Source organism: Janthinobacterium amylolyticum (assembly GCF_051380655.1).
GTDB lineage: Bacteria > Pseudomonadota > Gammaproteobacteria > Burkholderiales > Burkholderiaceae_D > Janthinobacterium.
Map to the genome: position 1 here is coordinate 311,584 of NZ_JBNYXL010000004.1, position 25,724 is coordinate 337,307.

Sequence of the window (25,724 nt, forward strand, 5' to 3'; positions counted from 1 at the left end):
GCGTCATCCGACAACATTGTTGACGTATGCGGTGATGTCGGATTACGCTGCGCTAATCAGACAACATTGCTGACGTATGCGGTGATGTCGGATTACGCTGCGCTAATCCGACCTACGCGCGAGCAACTGGGCCACCTGCCCGATCCGATCCTCGACGGAACCGGACACATTGATAAATGCAATCCCCCGCCGTGCCAGTTCATGCTGATACCACGCATGCTGGCGCGCGCGGAAATTCTCGTCGCGGCGCGTGCCGTCCTGGATGAAGGGGAAGTCGGGCGCGCACAGCACCACCAGATCGTAGCGGTGTTCGGCCAGCTGGGCCAATTCCTGCTCGGCCTTGCCGAACATCTCGACGCAGTAGAAATACGTGGTCATGGGCGAAGTGTCGCAAAACAGCCAGCGCCGCGCCTGCCCGGCGGCGGCGGCTTCGCGCCGCAGCTGCTCCCGGCCGATCTTCAGCAGATCGTCGTAGGCCAGCACACCGTCCTGGCTTTCCCACAGCTCGCGCCCATATTCGGCCACCCAGCCCGTCCCGAAATGCGCCGCCAGCGCGCCCGCCAGGGTCGTCTTGCCGCTCGACTCGCCCCCAAGCACGCAGACACGCGTGACGAAACTGGCGCGCACAGGCGGCGACAGGAAGGCGGCGTGGGCGTGCGGGTCCTGTCTTACCCGCGTGCCGGAAACGGGGATCAAGCTCCTGGCCTGGTCCACGCTCACATGCGCGACGGCGCCCAGCGCATAATGGCGCTGCAGCAGCTGCGCAAAGCCGGGGCCATAATCTTCGCTGCTGAACACGGCGTCGACGGGCAGGTCCAGCACCATCCAGCACAGCCAGCCCATGAAGTGGCGATGCGCGTCGCCCGGATCGTCGTTGTGCGGCAAGGTCCGCGCCGGCACGCCGCGCGCCGCGCACAGGTCCGCCAGCCTGCCATCATCTAGCACGACGACCTGCGCCTGCGGGAAGCGCGTGCGCAGCCAACCTTCGCGGCGCGCCGGTTCCAGGCCGGGAAACTCGGGCTTGGTATAGCTGACCACCAGCAGTTCTTCGCAGGCATCCGTAGCCCGCTGTATCAAAAGTTCATGGCCCAGGTGCAGCGGGCAGAATTTACCCACCACCAGACCCCGTTTATAGCTGCTCATACTGCCGCTTCCCGCAAATCCGAGGTGTATTGAATGATCTTGTCTTCCTCCAGCAAGACCGCGACCGTGATGGCGCCGAAAAATGGCGCGAGCAAAGCGCGTGCCTGGTCCGCCTGCGGCATCGCATGTGGCGCCAGGCGCAGCGTGACGACGCCGTCAGCGTGCTGGTGCACGCCGAACACGGCGATGGCCAGCGGTTTCAAGGCGTGCGTGATGTCGATATTATTGATCCAAGCGCCGTTGTCCGTCCGGTAGCGCAAGGGACTGCGCCCTGCCAGTCCCGCCAGCACGGGACCGTGCGGGCCATGGATCAGCGACGCGTAATCGCCCGTGCGGTAGCGCACCAGGGGCAGGCAGAAATTGAAGCCGCCCGTCACCGTGATTTCGCCGCGCTCCCCTTCAGGCACGGCCTTGCCTTCGCCATCGAGGATTTCCACGTACAGCCGGTGCTGCAGCAGCACGTGGCCGCCCGCCTGTTCGTCGTAGACGGCAACGGGCCCCACTTCGTTGAGCGAATAGATATCGAGCACGGGGCAGCAGAAACGCTGCTCCAGGCGGGCGCGCATGCCCGGCAACAGCATCATCGACACGGACATCAAGGCGGCCGGCTTGTGCGCCATCGGCAGGGTCAGCAGTTCGGCAAACGAGATGGGGTCGCCCGCGATCAGCTCCGGCGCCATGGCATCGAGGTAGCGCGCGCGGTCGTCCGGATCGCGCCAGTCGTCCACGTGCAGGTTGATCTTCGCCAGTCCCGATTCGCCCATCGTCGGCGTGACGGAGACATAGGTGAAGCAGCGGCGCTGGTGCCCCAGCAGCATCACGCCCACCTGTCCCGCGCCATGGCGCAGGGTCACGCCAAAGCGCCGCAGCGCGCGCTTGTGGAAAGCCAGGTAGCGCCCCGCCACCAGCGGGTGCGAAGCGATCAGCAGCGGATGGCCCGTAGTGCCCGTGGTCTGGAAATTGATCATGCGTGCCAGATCCGCATCGTCGGGCACGAATGCGGCGATGTCGTGCGCCAGCTCGGCGCGGCTGATCGGCGCGACATCCTGCAAGCGCGCCGGCGGCGAACCGCAGGCGCGGTAATGCGGCACCGTGGCGTAGGTGGCCTTGAGGAAAGCGGCCAGCCATGGGGGCGGCGCGGCGGCGCTCCAGCCGATTGCCGCCTCCATGACTTCCTGCTCATACGCGCGCAAGGCCTCCACTTCCCCGGCCAGCAGCTTGTTGCCGCTGCGGTTGCGGTACTGTGGCGCGCAAGGATGGCTGCGCAGTTTTTCCAGCATGCGCGCGCCCGCCGGCGTCAGGGTGGGACAGTACTCGTAGTCGGACTCCCAGGCGCCAGCGGCCAGATTGCTCTCCACGCTCATTCGCGCGACCACTTGTCGGCCGATTCCTCGGCCGCCTTTTTCGCCAGCGCTTCGCGGATTTCGCGCGCGCGCTGCTCGGCCAGGCGGCTAGCTTCCAGCAGCCGGCGGCGCTCCGTGCCGCTGATGGCGGACAATCGGTCCGTGGCCTGCGCCACGCTTTCGTCGCGGGGCCGAAAGCCCAGGCGCGCCAGCACGATGCGCGCCAGCTCTTCGCGCCGCTCGGGGTCTTGCGTAAACTGGTGGGCGGGCGTGGCAGCGGCCAGCTCGCGCGCCGCCTCGCCCAGCAGCTGCAGCACATCCTGCTGCGCCAGCCGCTGCGCGATGAACCACTCGTCGGCCAGCAGCCAGCACGCGATCATGGCCAGCGCCAGCCGGTTGCGGTCCGCCTTCACCTGCGCGCCGATGAAGCCCTGCAGAGAAGCGGACGGCGCGCGGGCGCCATGCAGCAGCAAAATGTCGTTGACGAGCGCCGCCACCGACACGGCCTGCGCGTTGGCGACGCCGGCGATGCGCGGTTCGGCCAGGAATTCGACGGGGATGTCGGCCAGGCGGTGGGTCAGGGTTTCGAGGTGAGGACCGATTTGCATCATGATGTCGTTACCTTAACCCAACGGCAAATGCTGGGGTCAGTTTCTTCGGAATCGCTATACGTTCCATTGGACCGTATTGCCCCGCCGGCTCTGACCCCGGAATTTTGCTGCACATAGTCATCTTATTTAGCTCTTCACATAATGCCTGCGGCTGAACGCCCGCGCGAAGTCCAGCAGGTCTTCGTAACGTTCGACGGCGTGGATATCCCAGCCCTGCTCGCGCCGCGCGCGTTTCAAGTCGTCATAGGTTTTCTGCAGCCACGTGTGGCTGGCCGCGCCCTCCCAGCCGCGTTCCAGGTTCAGGGCCATGGTGCCGCCCGCGCCGCCCTGGGCCAGCGCTTTTGCCGAGATATCCCAGCCGCTGTTGCCCAGTTCATCGTTGTCGAACATGGTGGTGATGCCATCGTCTGAAATCATCAGGATATGCGCGGGCCGTTCCCGTTTGGCCGCATACGTCTGGCGCAGGCGGTGGATGGGGAAGCAGGTGCCGCCGCCGAAAAATTCCGTCAGCACGCCGAGGATCAGGTCTTCGTCGCGCACGAAGCCCGGTGTTTGCATCACCTGGTTCTTGCCGCTCCACAGGGTCACCTGCACTTTCGCGCCGGCGCGCAGGGCCGATAGCGCGATGACGGCCCCAGCCAGTGTCAAAAACGAGGTATGTGCCTGCGGGTTCGGCATGGAACCGGAACTGTCCACGTACATGTCCAGGTCGACGGGCACGGCGTCGCTGGCGCGCGCCGGTTCACGGCCATACACGCGGCGCACGGTGGTCACGCCGGGCACGGGGCGCGGCGACTGCATCACCGATTGCAGCCAGTCGATGTCTTCCAGCGGGTCGCCGATTTCCCACGGCTCCAACCCTTCCATCTGCGGCTCCTGCGATTCGGGTGCGGGACGGCTGGGGAAGGCCACCAGGTGCGGCAAGGCCCGTTCGCGGTAGTAGCGGATGGCGATTTCATGGTCGCTCAGGTCCACGCCAGACGCCTTTAAAATGTCGCCCAGTTCGAACGGTTCGCGCAGCTGGCCGCCGCCCTGCCTGGCCACCGTCTCGGCAGGCGCTTCGTCGCCATCCAGGCCGGAAATGCGCTGATCGTGCACGGGATGGATGGCGCCGCCCTCCTCGTCATCCTCGATCTGCTGCGCGCCATACGTCTGGCAGCCACGGGCCGCGTCGCGCGTGTCGAGCAGATAGCGGCTCGGGCTCAGAGCGTCCGTGTCTTCCACCAGATAGGGCAGCAGCAGGGTGGCGAAGCGGCCCGCCGCCAGCATCCAGTCGTTCGCGTAGACGCGGATCAGGCGCGCACCCAGCCAGGCATCCGTGTCCAGGCGCTCGTCGGCCTGGCCACCACCGAGTTCGCCCTTCTCCAGCTGCCACAGGTTTTCATAGATGCGCATGTACAGGGTCCAGACGCCGCCGCTGGCCTTGGCTTCCACAGAGCGCCCCTGCTCGAGCTTGCGGTAGATGTCCGCCATGCGCAGATTCGCCTGGCGCTGCAGGCGGTCGTTGATGAACAGGTCCGTGTACAGGTTGGCCACCATGGGCGCGTGCTGCTCCAGGGTCGGCAAGGCGCGGCGCATGCGGGCCAGCAGGCGGAACTGGTCACTGGCGCTGCCCGGCGCAAGGATGTGGTGGCCGATTTCATGGGCGAGGATTTCCAGCGCGTAGTCGTCCAGGCCCAGCTCCGTCACCAGCGGCAAGTCCACCACCACGCTCTGGTCCAGCAGCCGGATCATGGCGAAGCTGCCGGACAAGCCCTGCTTGCTGGCCTCGACGCGGCTGGCGCACAGGCTGGGGTCGCGCAAGCGCGTGAACTTGCTCCACACGGCCAGCGCCTCGGGCCAGGCGGCGCGCCAGGCGTCGATCAGCGCGCTGTCGGCATGCTGCTTCATGCCAGCGGCAGCAGCCGGATGGCATGCGTCCATGGCGAGGTGATGGCCAGGGTATGCGCATTCGCGGCCAGCGCGATGTCGCCTTCCGGCAGGTCGAGTGCGATGCTGCGCGCGCCGACGTGCACGGTGGCGCCATCGAGGCGCACGGACGCGGGCACGCCAGCCGGCGCCTGCGCGAATTCCTCCGCCGTGGCGCTGTGCAGCACGGCGCCGTAGGCGTCGGCCACCAGCAGATAATGACGCTCGGCGCTGCGCACGACAAAACCGTCAGCCGTGGCGCGCACCTGCGGCGGCGTGCCGAAGTGGCCGCCCAGGCCAGTGAAGCTGCCAAACTCGCGGCCGTCTGCATTGCCGCGCCAGGGATTGGCCAATAACTGATCACGCACCTGCGGCCATTGCGCACCCGGCTCGCCAAAGGCGGCCAGCGCCAGCACCGGTGGCAAGGTGTCGGCGGCGGCGATCGCCCCCATCCGAAAATGCGCGACGCCGGCGCGCCATGCCAGCACCTGGCCCATGGCGCGCAACTGCGCCACCGTCGCCACCTGCGGCGCCAGGGCGGCCAGCTCGCGCTGCCATTGCGCGGGCCGCGCGCCGGCCACGCCGCCCAGGTGGATGGCGGCGTTGCTGAGCATGCCCAGCACGTCGACTGGCGCCGTCGCCAGCATTGGCGCAAACGATGGCGCAAGCTCGCGCCATACGCTGTTCAACAAGGGATTTTTCGCGGCAGGTCCCGCCAGGCCATGGCCCACCAGTTCCAGGGCCATGTCATACGCGGCCAGGGTGACGCCGCCCACCCGCTCGGGCGCGGCGGCGGCCACGGCCAGCACCAGCGGATCGACGCCATCGTGCAAAAAGGCGCCAAAGGCTGCCATGTCGAGCGCGGGAAAACGCCGGCGCGCTTCCACGGCGCGGCCGTTGAACTGGGCGCGGCCGCTGGCGAGTATCGATGCGAAGGCAGGAGAAATCATCGTTCTTCCTCAGTCGCTGTGCGAAAAGTGCAGCAGATAGCGTTCACTCCCGGATTCGAACGCGATCTCGTCCCAGTGGATCGCATACCAGAAGCCGGATGGCGGCGTCATCGTCACGGCGTGCAGGGAAAATCCACCGAGCGCGTCGTCAAGCGATTCCAGGAAGGCGGCCACCAGCTGCGCCCGAAAACGCCCGGGCGGCGCCGCCTGCATGTGCCGCGACGAGAAAAACCAGCGCTGGCATACCTGCTCCAGCTGCGCGCGCCCGCACGGCGCCAGCTTGATATCCCACAACGGCGCAGGCAAGTCGCGCGCGGGCGCGATGACGCGCAAGGCGTAATCTTCCACGCGCAAGCCCAGCGCCGTGACCAAATCGGGCGCATCGGGCAGGCGCCGCAGCTCATAGCTGGCGCACAGGTCACTGGCTTCGCCATTGAGCAGGGACAGCGCTTCCAGGAAGCCTTGACAACGCAGCACGCTCATTGAGAACGCAGCCAGCTGCGGTAGTTGGTATAGCGCTGGTGCAGGTACTTGAGTTTCAACAGGTCGTCGTACAGGGGACCATACAGTTTTCTCCCTTTCGTGCGTTCGCCGATCAGCTTTTCGATGCGGTTCAAACGCGCCAGGGTCTCGCGTTCGCTGACGCCGTCGAGGCCCAGGTCGAATTCGGCCGACAACACGCCAACAGGGTCATCGCGGTCCAGGTCCAGGCGGTTGAATTCATCGTTCGACAGATCGAACAAACGGCGCAGCCAGCCCAGCCTGTCGCTGCGGTAGGCGGCGTTTTCCGGCAGCGCGAAGAATGGCGCGTCCGGGTCCGGCTGCAGCTTGTTATGCAGGACGAACGGCAGCACCTGGCGCAAGTCGTCCAGCGCCACTTCATCATTGCCGCGGAAATAGGCCATGGCCTTGGCGTAGATCAGGAGCGCCATCAGGGTGCGCACGGAAATGCCGTTCAAGGTCTGGCAGCCAAGGTCCTTCAGGCGGTCGCGCCCATTGTCGGCGGCCTGCGCCTGCCCCCGGTCAGCGCCAGCAAGGCGTGCCGTATCCTTGGTCATGTATTCAAACTGGCCGCCGGCCGTCTCGAACAGCTCGAACTGGCTGGCGAAAAATTCCAGGCGCCGGCGCACGGCGTCGGGCACGGCCACCTGGCGGATCGCTTCGCCGATCTGGTCCACCTCCCCTTCCGTGAAGATGATGTCGGGCGGCACCAATTCTTCGGGGCGCACGTTTTCTTCCACGCGCAGCAGCAATTCGTTCAGGAAGCGCGGGTTGAAGGCCAGCGCCTGCACCGTCACGTCGACCCGGTCGCGCAGCGCCTCGATCACCTGGTAGGTGCCGCCGCCCTGGTCATCGTTGGCCGTCAGATACCAGGCCGCTTCCGGGCACTCGTAAATATGGTTCAGCACTTCCGCGTAATTGTCGCCCATCACGGTGAGCAGCGCGCTTTGCGTGCGCGTGGGAATGCGGTTGTATTCATCGACGATTTTCACGCGCATGCCCAGCCAGGCGCGCCAGGCGATGCGGATATCGTCCATGCTTTGCGCGTTGACCAGATCGGCCGGCAGCGGGTTGCCCAGCAGGTCGGCCACCGTCATCTGCGGGTGGCCGTGCTGCATGGCGCGCTTGACTTCCTTGACGGTGGAACCTGCCAGCACGCCCATCAGCAAGGCGCTGGCCGTCTTGCCCCGCCCCGGCCCGCCGACGAACAGGCATTTGCGGCGCGTGGCGAAGGTCAGCAGGGGCAGCAAAATGAAGCTGGAATAGCTTTGCGCCGACGGCAGATTCAGGGTGCGGCGGCTGTCGCCCACGGCATACGTCTGCGACGGGCCATCGTTGTATTCGATGTCGTAATGGGGGCTGATGATGGCGTGGTTGACGATCCAGAAATAGGCCTGGCGCAGCTTTTCATCGAAAGGCCGCGCTTGCGCCTCGCCTTCCGCTCCCAGCGCAATGGGCCCCTGGTACAGGTCGGCCACGTCAAACTGCCGCGCAACGGGCGCGGACTTGGGCTTGGTGGGGGCCTGGGACAGGCGCTGGAACAGATTAAAAGACGGCATGGCAATACTCTTCCGTTAAGGAAATGAAATTATTGCACAAGCCGCCTGCAAATACCGGTTCGGATGAAAGCGGATCAGCCGGCCATCGGCGTAGTCAGAAACACCGGCTGCCGCTCGGCCAGCGCCGTCAGCGCGGCCACGGCCGGATAGTCGCCGGCCGCCATCACGTCGGGCACCATCTGCCGAGCAAAACTCCAGGCCACGGCAATGGTGATGCCGGCAATACTCAGGCAGTCCGGCGCCTCTTCGCGCAATGACGCGTCCAGCTGCCGCCAGGCGCCATGCAACTGCAGCTGGATCCGGTCCAGCCAGGGCTGGTGCTGCTTTTCCTGCGGGCGCAAGCGCCGCTCATAGACGATCTGCACGGCTTTGTCGCAGGCCGCCAAAGCATAGCTGGTCTGGCACAGCGCGCGCAGGCGTGCAGGCCCCGGCTCCGGCCTGATGCGGGGAGCATCCGCTGCCAGTTCTTCCAGATACGCGAGGATCAGGGTCGAGTCCATCAGCACCTGGCCGTCACCGGTAACCAGGGTCGGCACTTTGACGGCAGGATTGATGGCTTGTACGTGGTCGAAATCGGAAAACACCGACAAGGGCCGGTGCTCGTGCTGCAGACCCAGCACTTTCATGCCAATGGCAACGCGCCTGACGTAAGGCGAATCGAGCATTCCGATCAATATCATGGTTTTCTCCTCTCCAGCTGATGAATAAACGCGATCACTTGTGCCGCAACGGCCGCTGGCGCATCCTCCATCAGAAAGTGCCCGGCCTCGTCAAACAGGTGCAAGGTGGCGCCGGGAATATCGCGCTGCAGGCGATGAGCATAAGCCACCGGCTGCCACTCGTCCTGCTTGCCCCATAATACCTGTACCGGCAAGGCTAAACGCGGCAGTTTTTCGGCAAAGTCCATCGTATGGCAGGCGTTATAGTGCGCCACCTGGTGCTGGTAAAACGAGGGCTGCCCCACCACGCCGCACAGCGGCTCCAGGTAACGGCGCAAAAGCTCGCCCTGCATCCTGTCCTTGTGAAAAACGGCCATGCCCAGCTGGCGCGCCATCGTGGCGCGATGCTCGCTGGCCGGCGTCAAGGCATACCGGGCGAAGTCATCGCGCAGATGCCTCCAGGTGGGCGATGGCCAGGAATCGTAGCTGGGCGCGTCGGCGATGCTCAAGCTGCGCAGGCGCGCCGCGTGGTCGAACGCCAGGCGCAGCGCAATGGCGCCGCCGATATCGTGCCCGAACAAATGCGTGGCCGGCAGCTGCCAGTGATCAAACAAGGCCGCCAGCAAGGTCACCTGCGCCGCTACCGAGGTATCGGCCTGGGCGGGCCGCTCGGATTGCCCAAAACCCAGCAAGTCATACAGGTGCACGTGGAAACCGGCATCGACGAACAGCGGCACCAGTTCGCGCCAGATAATGCTGTGCGCCGGCGTGCCATGCACCAGCACCAGCGGCGTGCCTGCGCCATGGATGCCGGTGGCGATACGCTGGCCGTGGATCAGGGCGTGGCCATTCAACAGCGGTTCTTGACTCGTCATCAGATGTCCTTTTGTTTGCAGAACCTGCAGGCTAAGGCTAGACTGAACATGACGCCAGCGACATTCTTTTAACCTTCAATCCAACTTTTGTCATAGTCCATGAATTTACGTCTATCCATCGACGCCCTGCGTGTATTCAGGGCCGTGGTACAAACCGGCAACATGAGCCAGGCCGCCAGCTTGCTGCATCTGAGCCAGTCGGCCGTCAGCTGGAAAATCAAGCGGCTGGAGCAGCAGCTCGATTGTCAGCTGCTGGCGCGCAGCGGCGGGCTGTTTGGCACGACCGACCAGGGAGCCGTGCTGCTGCGGCATGCGTTCAACATACTCGACGCCCACGATGACGCCGTTGCCCATTTTTCGCCATCGGCGATGCAAGGCCGTCTGCGCATCGGCGTGACGGAGCAGATTTCATTGGCGGACGTGTGCGCGGTGCTGTCGCAGTTCTCGCATCACCACCCCAAGGTGGACGTGCAACTGGTGGTGGAGCAAAGCCAGGTATTGCGCGAACGCTTTGCCGACGGCGTGCTCGATGTGATTTTGCACCAGGATTTTGCCGGCAAGGCGGCGCCGGGCGACACGCTGCTATGGACAGAAACGCTGCATTGGTGCGCTGCCACGGCAGAGCAGGCTTTGCCGGGACACACCGTCAAACTGATCACTTACGGGCCGCACTGCTTTTACCGCCGGCTGGCCGAGGAAAAACTGGGCCAGGCCGGCATGGCGTGGAGCGTGGGCCTGGAATGCCCATCGGTGGCGGGCATGCTGACCGCGGTTGCCGCCGGCCTGGGCATGGCGGTGGTCAATGCACGCAACTTGGGCCAGGGCGTGCACCGGCACGCGGCACTGGAGCGGCTGGCACCGCTGCCCCGCGTCGCCAGCCTGCTGCGGGCCAATGTCAACCTGCCCGACCCCGCGCGTGACGGTTTTTGCCAGCTGCTGCTGGCGGCACTGCAGAAAGCATGATCGATCCCGTCGCCAACGATACGGGCAGTTGGGACTCCAGCTCTTTCCCTGGCTGCATGCTCAGCCTTGCGTGACAACAGCCGTTTCTTCCCCCTTGCGCCAGCGCCACCAGCCCAGCGCCACGCAGGCCACGAGCAAGGCCAGCAAGCCCGCCACTTCATGGCGGATTTCATACAGGGACGCGCCCATCTGGTTGAGCGCGACAAAGCCCTGGATGCCCGCCGTCGAGGGCAGCAGCCAGCGCAGCCATTGCAGCACGACGGGCATGGACGACACAGGCCATGTCAGGCCGGCCAGGAACAGCACGGGCATCGAGGTGGCGATCATCAGCTGCGTGCCCCGTTCGCGCGTGCGGAACAGCATGCCCAGCAGCATGCCGAACGCCGCTTCGGCCAAGGAGAACAGCACCAGCAGCAAGAGCATGCCGCCAAAGTTGCCGCCACGCGGGTAATCCTGGAACCAGAAGACAAAGCCAAAGAAATAGCAGCAGTTCAAAAACGCCACCGAGGCGAACGCCAGCAGCATGCCAAGATAGCCGCCGGCCGTGCGCTGGCCCGCCAGCGGGAAACTTTTACGCTGGTACCAGGTGCCGAACAGCATGGTCATGCCGATCAGCAAAGTCTGCTGCACGATCAGGGTGGCCACGCCGGGCACGACATAGGCGCCATAGCCTTCCTTCACGTTAAACAGGGGCACGGCGTCAAAGGCGATGGGCGCGCGCTGTTCGTTGGCCTGGATGCCGGACGGCGTGCCCGCGCCCAGACGCTTGAGTTCGATGCCGGCCGAGACCGTGCCCACCACTTCGGCCAGGCCATTCAAGGCCACCTTGTTGAGCATCAGATATAAACCGTTGCCCGCCACTTGCGCATGGGCGGCGCGCCCGGCCAGCACGTCCGTCTGCAAGCCGTCGGGAATGATCAGCACGCCCATCACCTTGTCGCGCCACAGCAAATCCTGCGCCACGGGCAAGTCGGGCGTGACGGCGATCACTTCCAGCGACGGGTGGGCCATGGCGAAGCGCGTCATCTGGCGCGACATGGCGCTGCGGTCCTGGTCAACAATGGCCACGGGCACGCGCTGGACGATTTCCGTCGAGTACGGCAAGGGATAGAAAAACGAGTAAATGATGCCGCCGATGAACAGCAAGGTCAGCGCGCCCTTGTCCGTCAGCATGGCGCGCCAGGTGGCGAGAAAGGCGGACCAGCTCATGTGCGCCCCCAGGCGGCCGGGACATTCGCGCGGCGCGCCAGCAGCAACAGGCCCACGGCGCCGCAGCCGAGCGCAAAGCCGGCCAGGATCAGCATTTCCTGCACGCCATAACGCCACGGCGCGCCGGCCAGCCAGTATTTGGTTTGCAACTGCAGATAATGCGTGAGCGGCAACGCTTCCGCCCAGGCCCGCGCCAGCGGCGGCATGGCCATCAAGGGAAAGGCCTGGCCCGCAAAGGCGAACGCCGGTGCCGTAATGAAGGCCGCGCCGGACAGGGCCAGGCGCATGGACAGGGTCGCGGCGATCAGCAAGGTGCCCAGGCCGCAATACGCGAGCACCAGCAGCAGCATGCTCAATAGTAAGGCCGGCAGGCTGCCCGCCACGGCCCAGCCCCGCGCCAGGCTGAAGAACAGCAGATACAGCAGTGCCAGCACAACATAGGCGATGAGGGGAAACAGCAGCTTGGCGCCCACGGCGCGCAGCCAGCTGCCCTGGGCCGTCGCCAGCCATTGCGGCACGGTACCGTCGCGCAACTCGCGGCCGATGCTCGTGACGATGGCGACGACAATGAAAATCTGCAGCATGGACGGGATCAGCGCCAGGGTCAGGAACGCTTCATAACTGATGTTTTCGTTGTACAAACTGTTCAAGGTGGTGCGGATCGGCTCGAACTGGGCCGCCGCCTGCAGGGGTGCCATGCCTTTCTTGACACGGGCCGTCATCTCGATGCCGGCCGACAAGGTCGTGCTGACCGTGCGCACGTCGCGCAGCAAGGCGCCCGCGTGCGAGGAAAACTGCGCGTTGTACAGCCATTGCACCGTGGCTTGGCGTCCGCCCAGCAATTTCCTTTCAAAGTCGCCGGGGATCACCAGGTAGCCGAAGGCCGTGCGTTCGCGCAACTGATGCAAGGCATCGTCGCTGGACGCCACTTTGGCAGCGACCTGGACACCGGGCGAAGCGTCGAGCCAGCGCGTGAGCTGGCGCGACAAGGTGGAATTATCGTTGTCGATGACGACGATGGGCAAGTCGCGCGCGATGCCGGCGGAAAATACCAGCCACAGGATCGCGCACAGCAGCACGGGTATCCAGCTGAGCATGCCCAGATCCCAGAAGTCGCCGCGCAGGCGCGCCCACTCGCGTGCCAGCACCCCACCCTGCCCCGAACCCTGCCCTTTATCCGCGTCGTTCATCGGCGATCAGAGCGGCGGAAACACGACCGACATGCCCGGGCGCAAGCCATCGACCTTGATGGCGGGACGCAAGCGGATTTCAAACGTGCGCAAGTCCGTGCCGCCCGGACGCGCCGCGCGCCAGGTGGCAAAGTCGGGCAGCACGGCCACGGAACTGACCTTGAAGCTCAGCTGCTGTTTCAGTGCGGGCACGTTGGCCGTATGCGTGCTGCCCATGCTGAACGCCGCCATTTCATCTTCGCGCACTTGCAGCACGGCCCAGGCGTCATCGAGGTTCACCAGGGTAATCACGGGGAAACCTTGCGGCGCCAGTTCGCCAGGCTGGATCTGGATCTTGCTGACCTGGCCTGCCACGGGCGCGGCGATCTTCGTTTCGGCCAGGGCGATTTCCGCTTCGGTCAGCACGGCGCCCACCTGGCGCGCCTGGGCGGCGGCGGCCGTCTTGTCTTCCGGACGCGCACCTTTTTGCGCCATGTCATACTGCGCGCGGGCCGCTTGCGCCAGCTGCTCGGCGGCGCGCCACTGCGCTTGCGCCTCGTCGCGTTTCTGCTGGGCGATCACGCCTTGCTCGTACATATTGTTGACGCGGGTGTACGTCGTTTTGGCGATGGCCGCGCCCGTTTGCGCCCGCTCCCAGTTGGCTTTGGCGGCTGCGACTTCCTCCGGACGCGCGCCCGCTTCCGCCTTCTTCGCCACGGCATCGGCTGCCTGCGTGGCGGCAGTGGCCTGGGCGATCTTTGCCTGCACTTCCGGGCTGGTCAGCTGGAACAGCAATTGTCCCTTCGCCACGTTCTGCCCCAGCTTGACGTACAGCTCGCCCACCCGGCCCGGCACTTTCGACGATACGTTGACTTCCTGCGCATCCATCTGTCCCTGCAATGGCAGGCGCTGCGGCTGGAAAGCCTGGTACAAGCCCCAGCCGACGAAGGCCAGGACAATGACGGCGCCGGCGAGCAGCAATGGTTTTTTGGAGGTGGTCATATTATTCTCATTGAGTCGTATCGAGTGGTAACTGGATATCGGCCGAGGCGGCCAGGCTGCCCAGGCGTTGCGTCTCGCCCGCCGCTTCCAGCAATTGCGCCAGTCCCATCACATAGTTGTAGGCCGTCTGCGCGCGCTGGGTCTCGATCTTGGCCAGGTTCAGGCGCGCGTCGACCACTTCCAGCGACGTCACCTGCCCTTGCTGGAAGGCCACCGTTTGCAAGCGGATATTTTCGCGCGCCAGTTCCACCGACGAGGCCGTGGATAGGTACTGGATGCGCGCATTTTCCAGCGCGCGCCAGTTCTTTTCGATCAGGGTGGGAATGTCGCGCTCGGCCTGGCGCGCCACCACTTCCACCCGTTCCTGGTCCAGCTTGGCGGCGGCGATCATCTTGCCCGTGTTGATGCGGTGCACCAGCGGCACGGCCACGACCAGGCCGATGGCCCAGTTCGAGCGCACGAGCTTTTCGCTGCCGCGGTTCAGGTTGTAGTTACCGACGGCAAACACCGTGGGCGTGTATTCCTTGCCGTGCAGCTTCAAGGCCTGGTCGGCCTGCACGCGCTTGCTGTCGATCTTTTTCCAGTTCGCGTTTTCACGCATGCCCGTGCTGATGAACGATTGCAAGGTGCCGACCGGCAAGCTGTTGACGAACAGCGGCGTACTGGGACGCACTTGCCCATTCGTGGCCAGCAGGCGGTCGAGCGCCACCTGGGCGATTTCCTCGTCGCTGCGCGCCTGCGCCTCGTCACTGCGGGCGCCGTCCAAGGCCACATCGGCGCGCAGGCGCTCGGCGCGCGAAATCAGGCCGCCCTTTTCCAGTTTGGCGGCGTCGCGCTGGTGCTGCGTTACGCCAGCCGTCACTTCGGCGCGCACGGCCACCACTCTTTTGGCCAGCAGCAGCTGGAAGTAACGCTGCGCCACCAGGGTGGCCAGTTGTTCTTCCGCCTCGATGCGCTCCGCCTGCGCGGCCAGGGTCAGGCTGGAGGCCAGTCCCTTGACGGCATCCAGGCGCCCGCCCGTGTAGATGGGCCACATGCCCAGCAAGCCGAACGAGGTCAGGTCCGTGACCACTTCGCGGCTGAGGGAATTGGGAATCTGTGGCTTGGGCAAGCCGGGAATCGATGGCAGCACGGATTCGATGCCGCCCACCACGCCGGCCAGGCCGCTCGTATCGATGTTCAAATCCGTCGACAGCCGGCCGCGAAACGCCGTCAAGTCCACCGAGGGACCGTCGATATTCGACAAGGCTTCGGCCTTTAATGTCTTGGCGCGCACGTCGAGCGCGGCGCCCTGCACGGCACCCGAAGCGGAGGCGGCTTGCTGCAGCGCGTCGTTAAAGCTCAGGGGCGCGCCGGCCGGCGACTGGGCCAGGGCGGGAAATGCCATGCCCAGCGCGGCCGCCAGTACTACTAATTTTGCTTGCAATCTGCCCATGTAGCGTCCAGTCAATGAATGAGGGGAAAGCACGGGATTGCCATGTTTATACTTTCACAATAGCAATTATAGGCAAGGAAGTCCATTCCAGCCTGCACCGGAGGATTGTGTGGCTTCCACGCAAAAACGGGCGCCTCTTGCGGAGCGCCCGTGACGGTCATTTAAGCAGGTACCCGCTTATTTTTTGCCCTTCTTGCCCGCCTTGCCTGCCTTTTCCTTCTCGAACACGGCGAAGAACTCGGACGCCATGCCACGGATGGCGCGGCCGATATTCGCGTAGTCGTATTCGTTCAGGTTGGCCAGCGAGACGCGGCCCGACGGGTGCGAAGTGCCGAAGCCGCGGCCCGGCAGCAGGATCACGCCCGTTTCCTCGGCCAGGCGGAACAGCGCTTCGTTCGGTTTCAGCTTTTTCAGCAGCCACTGCGAGAATTCCTCGCCATGCATTTGCGCAGCCAGCGATTCCATGTCCAGCAAATGGTAGTAGCGCACGGAGTTGGCATCGTGCACCATCGGCAAGCCCAGTTCGCGGTACAGCGCCTGCTTGCGGCGCAGCACGATATGCTTCATCGCCTGCTTGTACTTTTGCTCCTCGTCCATCAGCGAGAACAGCGAGAACAGGGTCATCTGCGCCTGCACGGGCGTGGACAGGCCGGCCGTGTGGTTCAGCGCCACCGTGCGGCTGTCGGCCACCAGGCGGTCGATGAATTTCAGCTCGCGCGGCTCGGTGGTAATCGAGTGGTAGCGCGCGTCGAGCTGCTTCTTGACGGTTTCCGGCAGCTTGGCGATTTTTTCGTCCAGGATATTGTTTTCATGCGTGGCCACCACGCCCATGCGCCAGCCCGTCGCGCCGAAATATTTCGAGAACGAATACACGAGGATGGTGTTGTACGGGCAAATGGCAAACAGCGAGACGAAATTGTCGGCGAAGGTACCGTACACGTCATCCGTCAAAATGATCAGGTCCGGGCGCTTCTTGATGATCTTGGCAATGTATTCCAGGGTCTCGTCGTCGATCTTCACGGACGGCGGATTGCTCGGGTTGACGAGGAAGAAGGCTTTTACTTTCGGGTCGAGCAGCTTGTCCAGTTCCTTCTTGGTGAACTGCCAGTTGTTCGACTGTGGTGCATCGATGTGCACGGTATTGAGCTTGTAGTCGTTCAGCTGGGGAATTTCGATGTAGGGCGTGAAGATCGGCATGCCCAGGGCGATGGTGTCGCCCTCCTGGATGATGTGGTTCGATTTCAGGCTGGCGAACAGATAGGTCATGGCCGCCGTGCCCCCCTCGACCGCGTACATGTCGAAGTTGCCGACGAACGGGTGTTCGCCGATCATTTCGCGGTGGATATACTGGCCGACAATTTTCTCGGACAGGCGCAGCATGCGGTCCGGCACCGGATAGTTGCAGGCCAGGATGGCTTCGCACATCTCGTAGATGAAGTCGCCGGCGCTCAGGCCCAGCTGGTCGCGTACATACGACACGGCCGCTTCGATGAAATGCACGCCCGGTGTGCCCTCATGCTTGCGGACAAAAATTTCAAAGCGCGCTTCGATGCCGTCGCGCGTGGGGAAGCCGCCCACGCCTTCCATGTACACGTAGGAACGTTCCGCTTCCGTCATGGCGAACTGGCCGAACTGGAAGAAGCCATGGCGTGGGGTAGTCGCCAGGAAATTCGGATTGCCGCGGCCCGCGTTCAGCATCAGGCGGTTGCTCTGCTTGGCTGTCTGGATCAGCGCATCCTTGAGTTCGAATGGGCTCAACAGGGCGAGTTTATCTGGGTTACTGAAATCCATTTCTGCTACTCCTTATCAACGTACAGTGAGAAAGCCCCGACCAGGCGGCTCGGGTAGTGCAAACACTTGCTGGCTATACAAAGGCCACGACGAGCGGGCCAAGCAAGGTCAGGAAGACGTTGGCCAGTGCATACGTAATGGCAAATGGCACGGTGGGGATGGAGTTCTGCGCCGCGTTCAGCACTTCGCCAAACGCGGGATTGGCGCTGCGCGAGCCGGACAAGGCGCCCGCAAACACGGCGACGTTGTCATAGCGCAAGACATAGCGGCCGATCAGCATGGTCAAAATCATCGGCAAAATCGTCACGACAACACCGACGCCAAACAGGGTCAGGCCATGCTGGCGCACGGTTTCCACCGCTTGCAGGCCGGAAGTCAGGCCGACGACGGCGACGAAGCCGGCCAGGCCCAGATCCTTGAGGATCTGCACGGCGCCGCTGGGCATGTAGCCAAAGGTCTGGCGCTTGGCGCGGAACCAGCCGAACACCAGGCCCGACAGCAGCACGCCGCCGCCGCTGCCCAGGGTCAGCGGAATCGAGCCGATGCGCGCCACCAGCAAGCCCACCAGCAGGCCGACGACCAGGCCGGCGCCCATGTAGACGAAGTCCGTCTTGGCGCTCGGCACGATCATGTAACCCACTTCGGCCGCCACGCGCTTGACGTCCTGCTCGGCGCCATAGATGGTCACCACGTCGCCCGTCTGCACCACGGTTTCCGATTGCATGGGCAGGATCTTGCCCATGCGGCTCAGCTGCACGACAAAGATGCCGTGACGCACGCCCGGCGCCGTGGCGTTGCGGATCTCGCCCACCGTCTTGTTGTGATAAGTCTTGTTGGTCAACACCATGTCGCGGCGCTGCATCACCAGTTCCATGCCTTCGACGGCATGCAATTCCTTGCCCAGCTGGGAAGATACGCTGAGCATGGCTTCGCGGCGGCCCACCAGCAGCACGATGTCGTCGGCCTCCAGCACCAGGTCGGGGCTGACGTCGATGATCTGGCTGTTGCGCTTCACGCGCTCGATGGTAATGGCCGTGTTCGGATTGGCGCTTTCGATTTCCGCCACGGAACGCCCGGCGCCCGGACCCACTTCATAGATGCGGCCGATGAGGTCAGGCGCGGCTGGCGTCTGGCCAGGTCCCAGCACCTGCACGCCCGCCTGCAGCGCCGTTTCCGCCTTGATCGCGTCTTCGCGGATGGTGCGGCCCATAAGCTTGGGCAAGATGTTGACGCAGACAATGATGGCGCCAAACGAGCCGAACACATAGGTGACGGCATAGCCGACGGCCACGTTGCCCTGCAATCGCGCCACTTCGTCCGCCGCCAGCCCCAGCTTGGCGATGGCGTCGCCCGCCGTGCCGATGATGGCCGACTGCGTCAAGCCGCCCGCCGCCACGCCGGCCGCCAGGCCCTTGTCGAGGTCAAAAATCTTGGCCATGATGACCACCGTCAACAGCGCCGTCACTGCCAGCACCACGGCCAGGATGATTTCGCGCACCGACTGGCGGCCCAGGGAATTGAAGAACTGCGGTCCGCTTTCATAGCCGACCGCGTAAATGAACAGTGCGAACAGCACCGATTTGACACCGGGATCGATGGCAACGCCCACCTGGCTGACGAGCACCGCCACCAGGAGTGAACCGGCGACGCCGCCCAGCTGGAACGAGCCGAACTTGATCTTGCCGATGTAATAGCCCACTGCCAGGGAGAGGAACAAGGCAATTTCAGGCGACTTCTTGAATAACTCGTGCAACCATTCCATGCTGACCGCCTTTCGTTTTGAAGGAATTCTTTACTGCTACTGCTTGCCTGGCCGGCACCCGCTTCAGGCGCAACTGTCAGGCGTGTACGGACCCGGCCAGGGCCACGATGAGCGGCCCCAGCAGGGGCAGCACGACGTTCGAGATGGCATAGGTAATCGTGTAGCCCAGCAGGGGCGTGGAATTGCCGGCCGCGTTCTGCACGGCGGACAGGGCCGGCGTGCTGCACTGCTGGCCGGCGATGGCGCCCAGCAGCACGGGCGCTTCCAGCTTCAGGAAAAAGTGCCCCACGCACAGGGAAATCGAGGCGGGAATGGCGGCGATCAGCACGCCCATCAGGGGCAAGGACAAGCCGTACTGGCGGATCAGGTCGATCGCCTGCGGTCCCGACGCCAGGCCCACGCAGGCAATGAAGGTGGCCAGGCCGATGTCTTTCATCATGTCCAGCGCGCTGGGGTGGATGCCCGGCATGCCAGGTTTTCTCGCCTGGTACCAGCCGAACACCAGGCCCGTCAGCAAGGCGCCGCCGCCCGTGCCCAGCGAAAAGGGAATGCCGCCCAGCTTGGCACTGAAGCCGCCGATATACACGCCCAGCACGATGCCGATGCTGGCGTAGACGATATTGCTGCGGTCGCCCGTGGGCACGCGCTTGCCGATGGCGGCCAGCGCCGTGTTCAGTTCGCGCCCTTCCGTCGTGCCGTACAGGCGCAGCACGTCGTCGCGCTGCATGGCCAGGTCCGGCAGCGGTGGCATGCTGTGCTCGCCACGGATGACGGCCGCCACATGCACGCCGGCGGGCAAGGCCAGCTGGCGCAAGGGCTGGCCCACCAGCGCGGCTTGCTGCAGCACCACTTCGACGGCGGAGACGGCCATGTTCAAGCCCGTCGTGTCGGCAAATTCCTCGCCGAGGATGGACTCGGCCGCCACCAGCGCGGGACGGTGGCCGATCACCAGCACTTCATCGTTGGCGCGCAGGCGCAGGTCCGGCTCCAGAGGCAGCACCTTGCCGTGCCGGCGCACGCGCGTGATGCTGGCGCGGCCCGCGAAGATATGCTGCAGGGAATCGAGGCGGCGGCCCGCGCCACGGCTGATGCGATAGGCGCGCCCGACCATTTCCGGCGTTGCCTGCAAGTCGTCCGCACCGGCCTGCGCGCCGCCCATTCCCGCCCACAGCTTGTCCGCTTCCTCGCGCAAATTGACGCGCAGCAGCAGCGGGAAGATCTGGCTGGTGAGGATGACGATGGTGATCAGGCCAAAGATATACGTGATCGAATACGCGGTGACGACGTTGGCCTGCAATTCGGCGATGCGTTCCAGCGGCAGGGCCAGCTTGGAAATGGCATCAGTGGCCGTGCCGACGACGGCCGATTCCGTGGCCGCGCCCGCCATCATGCCGGCCGCCGTGCCCTGGTCCAGTCCCATGATGCGCGTGGCCAGCAAGACCAGCGCCAGCACCACCACCACTTCGATCAGGCACAGTATGCCCATGCGCAAGCCCTTGGCATTCAGGTTGGCGAAGAACTGCGGCCCGCCCGCATAGCCGAGGGCAAAGATGAAGAGCATGAAGAACACATTCTTCACGCTGGCGTCGAGACTGATGCCCACTTGCCCGATCAGCAGTGCGGCGATCAGGGTGCCGCATACGCCGCCCAGCTGGATCGGGCCGAAGCGGATCTGCCCCACCGCATAGCCCAGCGCCAGCGCCAGAAACAAGGCCAGTTCCGGCACCTCGTGCAATACCGACGCAATCGAATCGAGCATGGGCAGACCTTCGAAAAGATGACGGATGGTTACTGAAACAGGACGTTCGCGGGCTGGCGGCAGCGTGCCGGCGGAACGGGCGTATGGCATCCCGCGCAAGGCCTGCCAAGGAGGCTCACGCTGGGGAAAAGTTGTTACGTGGAATCATATTCGGCGATAAATATATACCTGTCAACAGGTGTTCTGTTGAACTCGTCTTGATATTCATCAAACATGCTGCGCACGATTGAGTGAGCTATTTGACATTGCTCAACAATACTATTAGTAATTTTTTGGGTCGTACCACAAGCCCTTGCGCGCCACGGGCGTTTCCTCTGGCAAGTCCTGGTTGGACAAGTCCAGCACATGGCGCCGGGACAATTGCAGCTGCTGCGCCAGGCTGCCGAAATGGCGCTGGAACAGCTGCTTGAAACTGCCGTCGGCGAGCATTTTTTCCAGCCCCGCTGCGATGTGGCGGGCCAGTGCGGGCCGGTGCCGGCCGACAAAAAAGTACAGGGCGGCCGGGTAGCGGATGACCAGGTGGGGATCGAGCGCCAGCGGCAGTCGCGCATGGCTGGCCAGCTCGCTTTGCGCCTCGATCACGGAGCGGGGAAAGTAATCGATGCGCCCGGCGGCCAGTTGCTGGAACAGGCCTTCGTAGGTGCTCGAGGTATCGACGCGCAAGCCATTCGCCTGCAGGATGGCCGTGTCGGGCCAGTCGCGCATCTGCCCCGCTGTCAGCGGCGCCAGGTCAGCCACCTGGCGCGCCTGGCGCAGCAGTTGCGGCTGGCGTGCATGCAGCAGCGCCAGGCGCCAGCCGATCAGGCCCCGGTCGATCGGTATGCGCACGGGCAGCAGCTGCAGTTCGCGCGCGCGGCTGGTGGCGGCCCAGACAATGTCCACCGTGCCCGTGTCCGTGGCAATTTCATGGATGGCGCGCGCCTGCACCATGCGCAGCGTGGAACTGCGCAGCGCATAGTCCTGGCCAGAACGCGCCAAGGCCAGTTGCAGCACGGCCGTGACATATGCCTGCTGCGGGTCGTCGAATGCCTGGTGGCGCGGATAGCGCAGCAGCCGGGGCGGCTTGGCAGCGGTGGCAGCCGCGCCCTGCGCGCAATGCAGCGGCCAAAGACAGGCGAGCGTCAGCAGGGAACGGCGCTGCATCACTCTCCTTCCGGCATTTATTATCAGAAAGACAGTATCGCCCAGCAGCGCACGCTTGTCGACTGGAATATGGAAACTATGTATAAAACGATAGCAATAACGGCAGTCCTGCGCTGCGGCAGAATTAATCCAGATCAATAAAAGCACAAATACAAAAAAAATTGTGCGTGCTGCGCTGGACGGCATGCACGCGCCTCGCCTACGCTGTTTTTTTATCTGAAAAACAAGAGGAACACATGCAAACAGCACGCTTGAATATCATCGGCATGGATCACGAAGGCTGCGCCGACCGGCTGACGGGCGCCCTCGAAGCGGTCAACGGCGTGGAAACCGTCTGCGTTTCGCTGGCGCGCCATGGCGCCACGGTGCAGTTCGACGAACGCCTGGCCACGCAGGAACGCCTGCTGGCCGCCGTCAATGACGCCGGCTTCATGGGCGAAGCGACGGATGAGGAACAGCTGTCCGCGTGCAGCGGCGCCTGCGGCCACTGCCGCCACTAGGCTGCCATTAGCTGTCATTAGCTGTCCTCAGCTGTCACCAAGCCGCCCTAAGCTGACCCTCAGCGGCCTCCCGCAAGCCAATACGCTCCCTGGCAGCACCTGCCGCCTTTCCGTCTTTTTCCGCCTTTGCCTGCTAGCCGCCGCGCGCGCCGCGGTCGCGCAAGTGGGCCAGCACGCGGCGCGGTCCCAGCGCATGCAGGTCGAACGGCGGCAGCTCGATGGCGTCGAGCGTGTTCTTGAACAGCAGGCCCAGTTCCGTGTCGCCTTCAAGGCTCAGGCGCCGGCTGAAGAACAGGGTGTCCGGGTCTTCCTGGCGCCGCGCCAGCAGCATCAGATCATGCACGCTGGCGGCAATGCACAGCTCCGGCACGTCCACATAACGCTCGGCCACGAAGACCGTGCCCTGCCACTCGAAATCGAAGGCGATGCCCGCGTCGAGCAGGCGCAAGCGCAGGCTGCGCCCTTCCAGGCTGCGCCGCACGTCGTCGGGCAGCTGCGGCGCCAGCAGCCGGTTCAATCCCTGCACGAACAGCCAGGACGCGGGATACGGCGGCAGCTTGGACAGCAGATCGGCCAGCGGTTCCGGCAGGCGGTACGACGGCCCCGCCTTGCAAGAGCCGTGGGTAGCGGAAACCGGCACCGGGGCCGGGACGGGCAGTCTTTCCAGTTGGTCTTGCATGATCATCCTTTCGATACGCTCAATGGGCGGTGTGCTGTTCCATGCCGGGCTGGCCATACCAATAGCCATCGCAGGCGCCGGCCGGCTGGCAGGCGGCCAGCTGCGCCTGGGCGCCGATGCCGCTGACCTGGCCGCGCCGCGCGCGGTCAAAGATGGCGATGATTTTTTCCGTGTTCATCGCCTGCGGGCTGATGCGCGCCACGGCCACGCCCATGTCGCGCATGGCGTCGAGTTCGCGCACCAGGTTGTAGACCAGCGCGGACTGCGTCTGCGTGCCATTGAGTACCAGGAACGGCACTTCATCGCGCGTGCGCAGCAGCAAGCCGTCCGGCTCTTCCAGGCAGCTGTAGCCGCAATCGTCCTTCGGCAGATTGCGGTTGCGCGCCGTGAAGCAGCGCGCGGAAAACGCCAGCGGCATGCGGCCGTAGGCAAAGACTTCCGTCTCCAGCCCCTGCGGTTTCTGGCGCTGCATTTCGGCCAGCGCCGCCTGGCCCATTTCCAGCGGCATCACCCAGCGCCGCGCACCCAGGCGCGCCATCAGTTGCAGGCTGGGGCCATTGAACAGGTTCAAATGCGGACCGGCGACGAAGGGCGCACCCTTTTCCATGCAATGCACGGCGCCCATGTCGTTCGCCTCGACGCAATAGCGGCCATTGGCCGTGATACGGCGCAGGGTCGCCAGTTCGGCGCCCGCCTCGATCAGCGCCTGCGTCGACAGCACCACTTCCTTGCCGCTGGCCGTCAGCATGTCGGCGATATCGAGCCAGTCGCCCAGGCGCAGTTCGTGCCGTCGCGAGCACACGGTCTCACCCAGGTAGACGATATCGACGGCCGACGTGGCCATCTGCTGGTAAAACTCGAAGACGGTCCCGCGCGGCCAGTAGTACAGCAAGGGACCCAAAGATAGTTTCAGCATGCCTTTTCCAGTATTTTTTAAGCTGCAAAGCCGTTGCGAACGGCTCGCGGCGTGGTCGAGAAGCGCAACCGTGGCATAGCACGGCGCCGCCGAGGCGGTGAGCATCGCAGGCGCGCCTCGCGACGCGCCGCAGGTTTTGCTATTTCCAGGAGCGATGGTAGGCGCCCAATGTGTGCTGCTGTCCTTCGGCCAGCTTGTCCATGGCCGCCATCCAGCCCGGCCTGACTGCGTAGCGCGCATTGCCTTCGCGGCAGGCGTCGATTGCTTCGCGCCACACGCGCGTCACCTGCGCCACGTAGGCGGGGCTGCGCTGGCGTCCTTCGATCTTCACGGCGCGTACGCCCATGGCGATCAGCTGTGGCAGCAGCGCCAGGGTATTCAAGCTGGCCGGTTCCTCGATGGCGTAATACTCTTCGTCGTTGACTTCGAAACGCCCCTTGCACAGGGTGGGATAGCTGGCGTTTTCGCCCGGCGCGTAGCGGTCGATCAGCACGCCGTTCAGGCGCGACTCCAGGCCTTGCGGCGTTTCCAGCCAGCGCACGGCTTTCGCCGGCGAGCACACGCCGTGCGTGTTCGGCGCCTCACCCGTCGCATACGACGACAGCGCGCAGCGCCCCTCGACCATCACGCACAGGCTGCCGAAGCCGAAGACCTCGATCTCGACTTCCGTCTTGCTGATCAGCTGCTCGACCTGTGCCATGGACAGCACACGCGGCAGCACGGCGCGGGCGATGCCGAAGTGTTCATGGTAAAAATTGATGGCTTCGTAGTTCGTGGCCGAGCCCTGCACGGACAAATGCAGGCGCAGTTGCGGATGGTGCTCGCTGGCGTAGGCCATCAGGCCCGGGTCGGCGACGATCATGGCGTCGATGCCCGCCAGCGCGGCGCGGTCGATGGCGCTGCGCCACACGGCCCAGTTGTGCGGCTGCGGATAGGTGTTCAGCGCCAGCAGCACCTTGCGGCCATACTGGTGGGCGTAGCGCACGCCCTCGGCGATGGCCTTTTCATCGAAATTGAGGCCGGCGAAATTGCGCGCATTGGTAGCGTCGCGAAAGCCCAGGTAAACGGTGTCGGCGCCATTGTCGACGGCCGCTTTCAGGGCAGGCAGGCTGCCGGCGGGACAGACCAGTTCCAGCGGTCCGGCCACGCGGGTGGCGGTGGTTGATTCAAGCATCATGATGTTCACATTCCTGTGTCGGCTCAGGGTGCAGACTATAGCCCCGCGCTGGCAGCGCAGTCCTTGACGCAGGTGAAGGAATGCATGCATGACTGGCGCGTGTTCAACTTGCTTGACCTGGCTGTAAAATGCCCACCTCGACCCTGTTCCCACGACCGCCATGCCCCGCAAACCGCTGCTCATTTTCCTGCTGACCCTGTTTCTCACCGTACTGCAAATCCAGTGGGCCTCGCCCGCCGACGGTTATGACGCCGAGGCGCTGAACATCCTCTCGCCAGAGGCGCTGGGCGCCTGGGCCGGCATGCTGCTGCTGTTCCTGCAAGCCGTCTTCGCCCGCCGCGCCATGCCCGTGGCACGCCAGGCAGCCATCTGTACCGGCCTGCTGGCCGTCTACTGGCAGCTGGCCAATTACGTCACCTTCGACGCGCGCGTGGCCAGCTGGAGCACCTACTCGGCGCTGGAAATCTGGACGCACGTGCTGCCCGCCTCCATCATCAGCATCGCCATCTGCGGCAGCGCCTGGTGCGGCGCCACGTGGCTGATCCTGCGCCAGGCGGGCGTGAAAAAAAACCGCTGAGGCGTTTTTTTCACCTGGGTCAAGGATTCGCCAGGCAATCGCACGCGCCCTTTGACGCCACTATATTTAGTGATTAATCTCCATAAAAACACC

General features: G+C 64.4%; 23 protein-coding genes. 3 read left to right on the forward strand and 20 right to left on the reverse strand.

The features are described from left to right. Nucleotides 1–102 precede the first annotated feature (102 nt). From ACQ4WR_RS10715 to ACQ4WR_RS10755, 9 genes are all read right to left on the reverse strand, one after another. Entirely contained in the window at nucleotides 103–1,143 is a 1,041-nt protein-coding gene (locus ACQ4WR_RS10715) for an AAA family ATPase (protein WP_436487161.1), read from the reverse strand. Continuing rightward, nucleotides 1,140–2,501, reverse strand: coding sequence for a phenylacetate--CoA ligase family protein (locus tag ACQ4WR_RS10720; protein WP_436487163.1), 1,362 nt, complete (start codon nucleotides 2,499–2,501; stop codon nucleotides 1,140–1,142). Before ACQ4WR_RS10720 ends, ACQ4WR_RS10715 begins: the two co-directional genes overlap by 4 nt. A 2-nt stretch (nucleotides 2,502–2,503) precedes the next feature. Further along, the gene (locus ACQ4WR_RS10725; protein WP_436487165.1) at nucleotides 2,504–3,097 is read right to left on the reverse strand and encodes a hypothetical protein; all 594 of its coding nucleotides are present in this window, start codon (nucleotides 3,095–3,097) and stop codon (nucleotides 2,504–2,506) included. Between the two features lie 126 nt (nucleotides 3,098–3,223). Beyond that, the gene (locus ACQ4WR_RS10730; RefSeq protein WP_102293234.1) at nucleotides 3,224–4,987 is read right to left on the reverse strand and encodes a VWA domain-containing protein; all 1,764 of its coding nucleotides are present in this window, start codon (nucleotides 4,985–4,987) and stop codon (nucleotides 3,224–3,226) included. Continuing rightward, nucleotides 4,984–5,955, reverse strand: a complete 972-nt coding sequence (locus ACQ4WR_RS10735; protein WP_436487167.1) for a hypothetical protein — start codon at nucleotides 5,953–5,955, stop codon at nucleotides 4,984–4,986. The genes ACQ4WR_RS10730 and ACQ4WR_RS10735 overlap by 4 nt, the downstream gene beginning before the upstream one ends. A 9-nt stretch (nucleotides 5,956–5,964) precedes the next feature. Further along, the gene (locus tag ACQ4WR_RS10740) at nucleotides 5,965–6,438 is read right to left on the reverse strand and encodes a hypothetical protein (RefSeq protein ID WP_436487168.1); all 474 of its coding nucleotides are present in this window, start codon (nucleotides 6,436–6,438) and stop codon (nucleotides 5,965–5,967) included. Then, nucleotides 6,435–8,015, reverse strand: a complete 1,581-nt coding sequence (locus tag ACQ4WR_RS10745) for an AAA family ATPase (protein WP_436487170.1) — start codon at nucleotides 8,013–8,015, stop codon at nucleotides 6,435–6,437. The genes ACQ4WR_RS10740 and ACQ4WR_RS10745 overlap by 4 nt, the downstream gene beginning before the upstream one ends. Before the next feature lie 74 nt (nucleotides 8,016–8,089). Beyond that, nucleotides 8,090–8,695 (reverse strand): glutathione S-transferase, encoded by a 606-nt coding sequence (locus ACQ4WR_RS10750; RefSeq protein ID WP_436487172.1) that lies wholly within the window; start codon nucleotides 8,693–8,695, stop codon nucleotides 8,090–8,092. Next, the gene (locus tag ACQ4WR_RS10755) at nucleotides 8,692–9,549 is read right to left on the reverse strand and encodes an alpha/beta fold hydrolase (RefSeq protein ID WP_436487174.1); all 858 of its coding nucleotides are present in this window, start codon (nucleotides 9,547–9,549) and stop codon (nucleotides 8,692–8,694) included. The genes ACQ4WR_RS10750 and ACQ4WR_RS10755 overlap by 4 nt, the downstream gene beginning before the upstream one ends. Nucleotides 9,550–9,648: 99 nt before the next feature. Between ACQ4WR_RS10755 and ACQ4WR_RS10760 the strand changes: the two genes are divergently transcribed. Beyond that, nucleotides 9,649–10,512, forward strand: coding sequence for a LysR family transcriptional regulator (locus ACQ4WR_RS10760; RefSeq protein ID WP_436487175.1), 864 nt, complete (start codon nucleotides 9,649–9,651; stop codon nucleotides 10,510–10,512). A gap of 60 nt (nucleotides 10,513–10,572) precedes the next feature. On the opposite strand, the gene ACQ4WR_RS10765 is transcribed toward ACQ4WR_RS10760, so the two are convergent. The 8 genes from ACQ4WR_RS10765 to ACQ4WR_RS10800 form a co-directional block, all read right to left on the reverse strand. Then, a complete protein-coding gene (locus tag ACQ4WR_RS10765) occupies nucleotides 10,573–11,721 on the reverse strand; it encodes an ABC transporter permease (protein WP_436487177.1) in 1,149 nt (382 codons plus the stop codon). Next, the gene (locus tag ACQ4WR_RS10770) at nucleotides 11,718–12,911 is read right to left on the reverse strand and encodes an ABC transporter permease (RefSeq protein ID WP_436487179.1); all 1,194 of its coding nucleotides are present in this window, start codon (nucleotides 12,909–12,911) and stop codon (nucleotides 11,718–11,720) included. Before ACQ4WR_RS10770 ends, ACQ4WR_RS10765 begins: the two co-directional genes overlap by 4 nt. A gap of 6 nt (nucleotides 12,912–12,917) precedes the next feature. Continuing rightward, a complete protein-coding gene (locus tag ACQ4WR_RS10775; protein ID WP_102293396.1) occupies nucleotides 12,918–13,892 on the reverse strand; it encodes an HlyD family secretion protein in 975 nt (324 codons plus the stop codon). A gap of 7 nt (nucleotides 13,893–13,899) precedes the next feature. Continuing rightward, the gene (locus ACQ4WR_RS10780; protein WP_436487180.1) at nucleotides 13,900–15,327 is read right to left on the reverse strand and encodes a TolC family protein; all 1,428 of its coding nucleotides are present in this window, start codon (nucleotides 15,325–15,327) and stop codon (nucleotides 13,900–13,902) included. A 177-nt stretch (nucleotides 15,328–15,504) separates the two neighbouring features. Next, on the reverse strand, nucleotides 15,505–17,118 hold the full coding sequence (locus tag ACQ4WR_RS10785) for a bifunctional aspartate transaminase/aspartate 4-decarboxylase (protein WP_436487182.1): 1,614 nt from the start codon (nucleotides 17,116–17,118) through the stop codon (nucleotides 15,505–15,507). A 73-nt stretch (nucleotides 17,119–17,191) separates the two neighbouring features. Further along, nucleotides 17,192–18,880 carry an aspartate-alanine antiporter gene (aspT, locus tag ACQ4WR_RS10790; RefSeq protein WP_436487183.1) on the reverse strand — a complete coding sequence of 563 codons (1,689 nt, stop codon included), beginning with the start codon at nucleotides 18,878–18,880 and terminating at the stop codon, nucleotides 17,192–17,194. Nucleotides 18,881–18,956: 76 nt separating this feature from the next. Continuing rightward, complete coding sequence (gene aspT / locus ACQ4WR_RS10795) at nucleotides 18,957–20,639, reverse strand: aspartate-alanine antiporter (RefSeq protein WP_436487185.1); 1,683 nt, start codon at nucleotides 20,637–20,639, stop codon at nucleotides 18,957–18,959. A gap of 261 nt (nucleotides 20,640–20,900) precedes the next feature. Continuing rightward, nucleotides 20,901–21,782: a substrate-binding periplasmic protein gene (locus tag ACQ4WR_RS10800; protein ID WP_436487187.1), complete on the reverse strand. Its 882-nt coding sequence runs from the start codon at nucleotides 21,780–21,782 to the stop codon at nucleotides 20,901–20,903. 236 nt (nucleotides 21,783–22,018) lie between these two features. Between ACQ4WR_RS10800 and ACQ4WR_RS10805 the strand changes: the two genes are divergently transcribed. Continuing rightward, a complete protein-coding gene (locus ACQ4WR_RS10805; RefSeq protein ID WP_146012274.1) occupies nucleotides 22,019–22,282 on the forward strand; it encodes a heavy-metal-associated domain-containing protein in 264 nt (87 codons plus the stop codon). Nucleotides 22,283–22,415: 133 nt separating this feature from the next. Here the strand turns inward: ACQ4WR_RS10805 and ubiT are convergent, their stop codons facing one another. The 3 genes from ubiT to ubiU all read right to left on the reverse strand — a co-directional run bounded on the left by ubiT (nucleotide 22,416) and on the right by ubiU (nucleotide 25,054). Further along, the gene (ubiT, locus tag ACQ4WR_RS10810; RefSeq protein ID WP_436487189.1) at nucleotides 22,416–22,961 is read right to left on the reverse strand and encodes a ubiquinone anaerobic biosynthesis accessory factor UbiT; all 546 of its coding nucleotides are present in this window, start codon (nucleotides 22,959–22,961) and stop codon (nucleotides 22,416–22,418) included. A 19-nt stretch (nucleotides 22,962–22,980) separates the two neighbouring features. After that, nucleotides 22,981–23,877 carry a ubiquinone anaerobic biosynthesis protein UbiV gene (gene ubiV, locus ACQ4WR_RS10815; protein WP_436487191.1) on the reverse strand — a complete coding sequence of 299 codons (897 nt, stop codon included), beginning with the start codon at nucleotides 23,875–23,877 and terminating at the stop codon, nucleotides 22,981–22,983. A gap of 139 nt (nucleotides 23,878–24,016) precedes the next feature. Further along, complete coding sequence (gene ubiU / locus ACQ4WR_RS10820) at nucleotides 24,017–25,054, reverse strand: ubiquinone anaerobic biosynthesis protein UbiU (protein WP_436487192.1); 1,038 nt, start codon at nucleotides 25,052–25,054, stop codon at nucleotides 24,017–24,019. Between the two features lie 160 nt (nucleotides 25,055–25,214). On the opposite strand from ubiU, the gene ACQ4WR_RS10825 reads away from it, so the two are divergent. After that, complete coding sequence (locus ACQ4WR_RS10825) at nucleotides 25,215–25,631, forward strand: hypothetical protein (protein ID WP_436487193.1); 417 nt, start codon at nucleotides 25,215–25,217, stop codon at nucleotides 25,629–25,631. Nucleotides 25,632–25,724 lie beyond the last annotated feature (93 nt).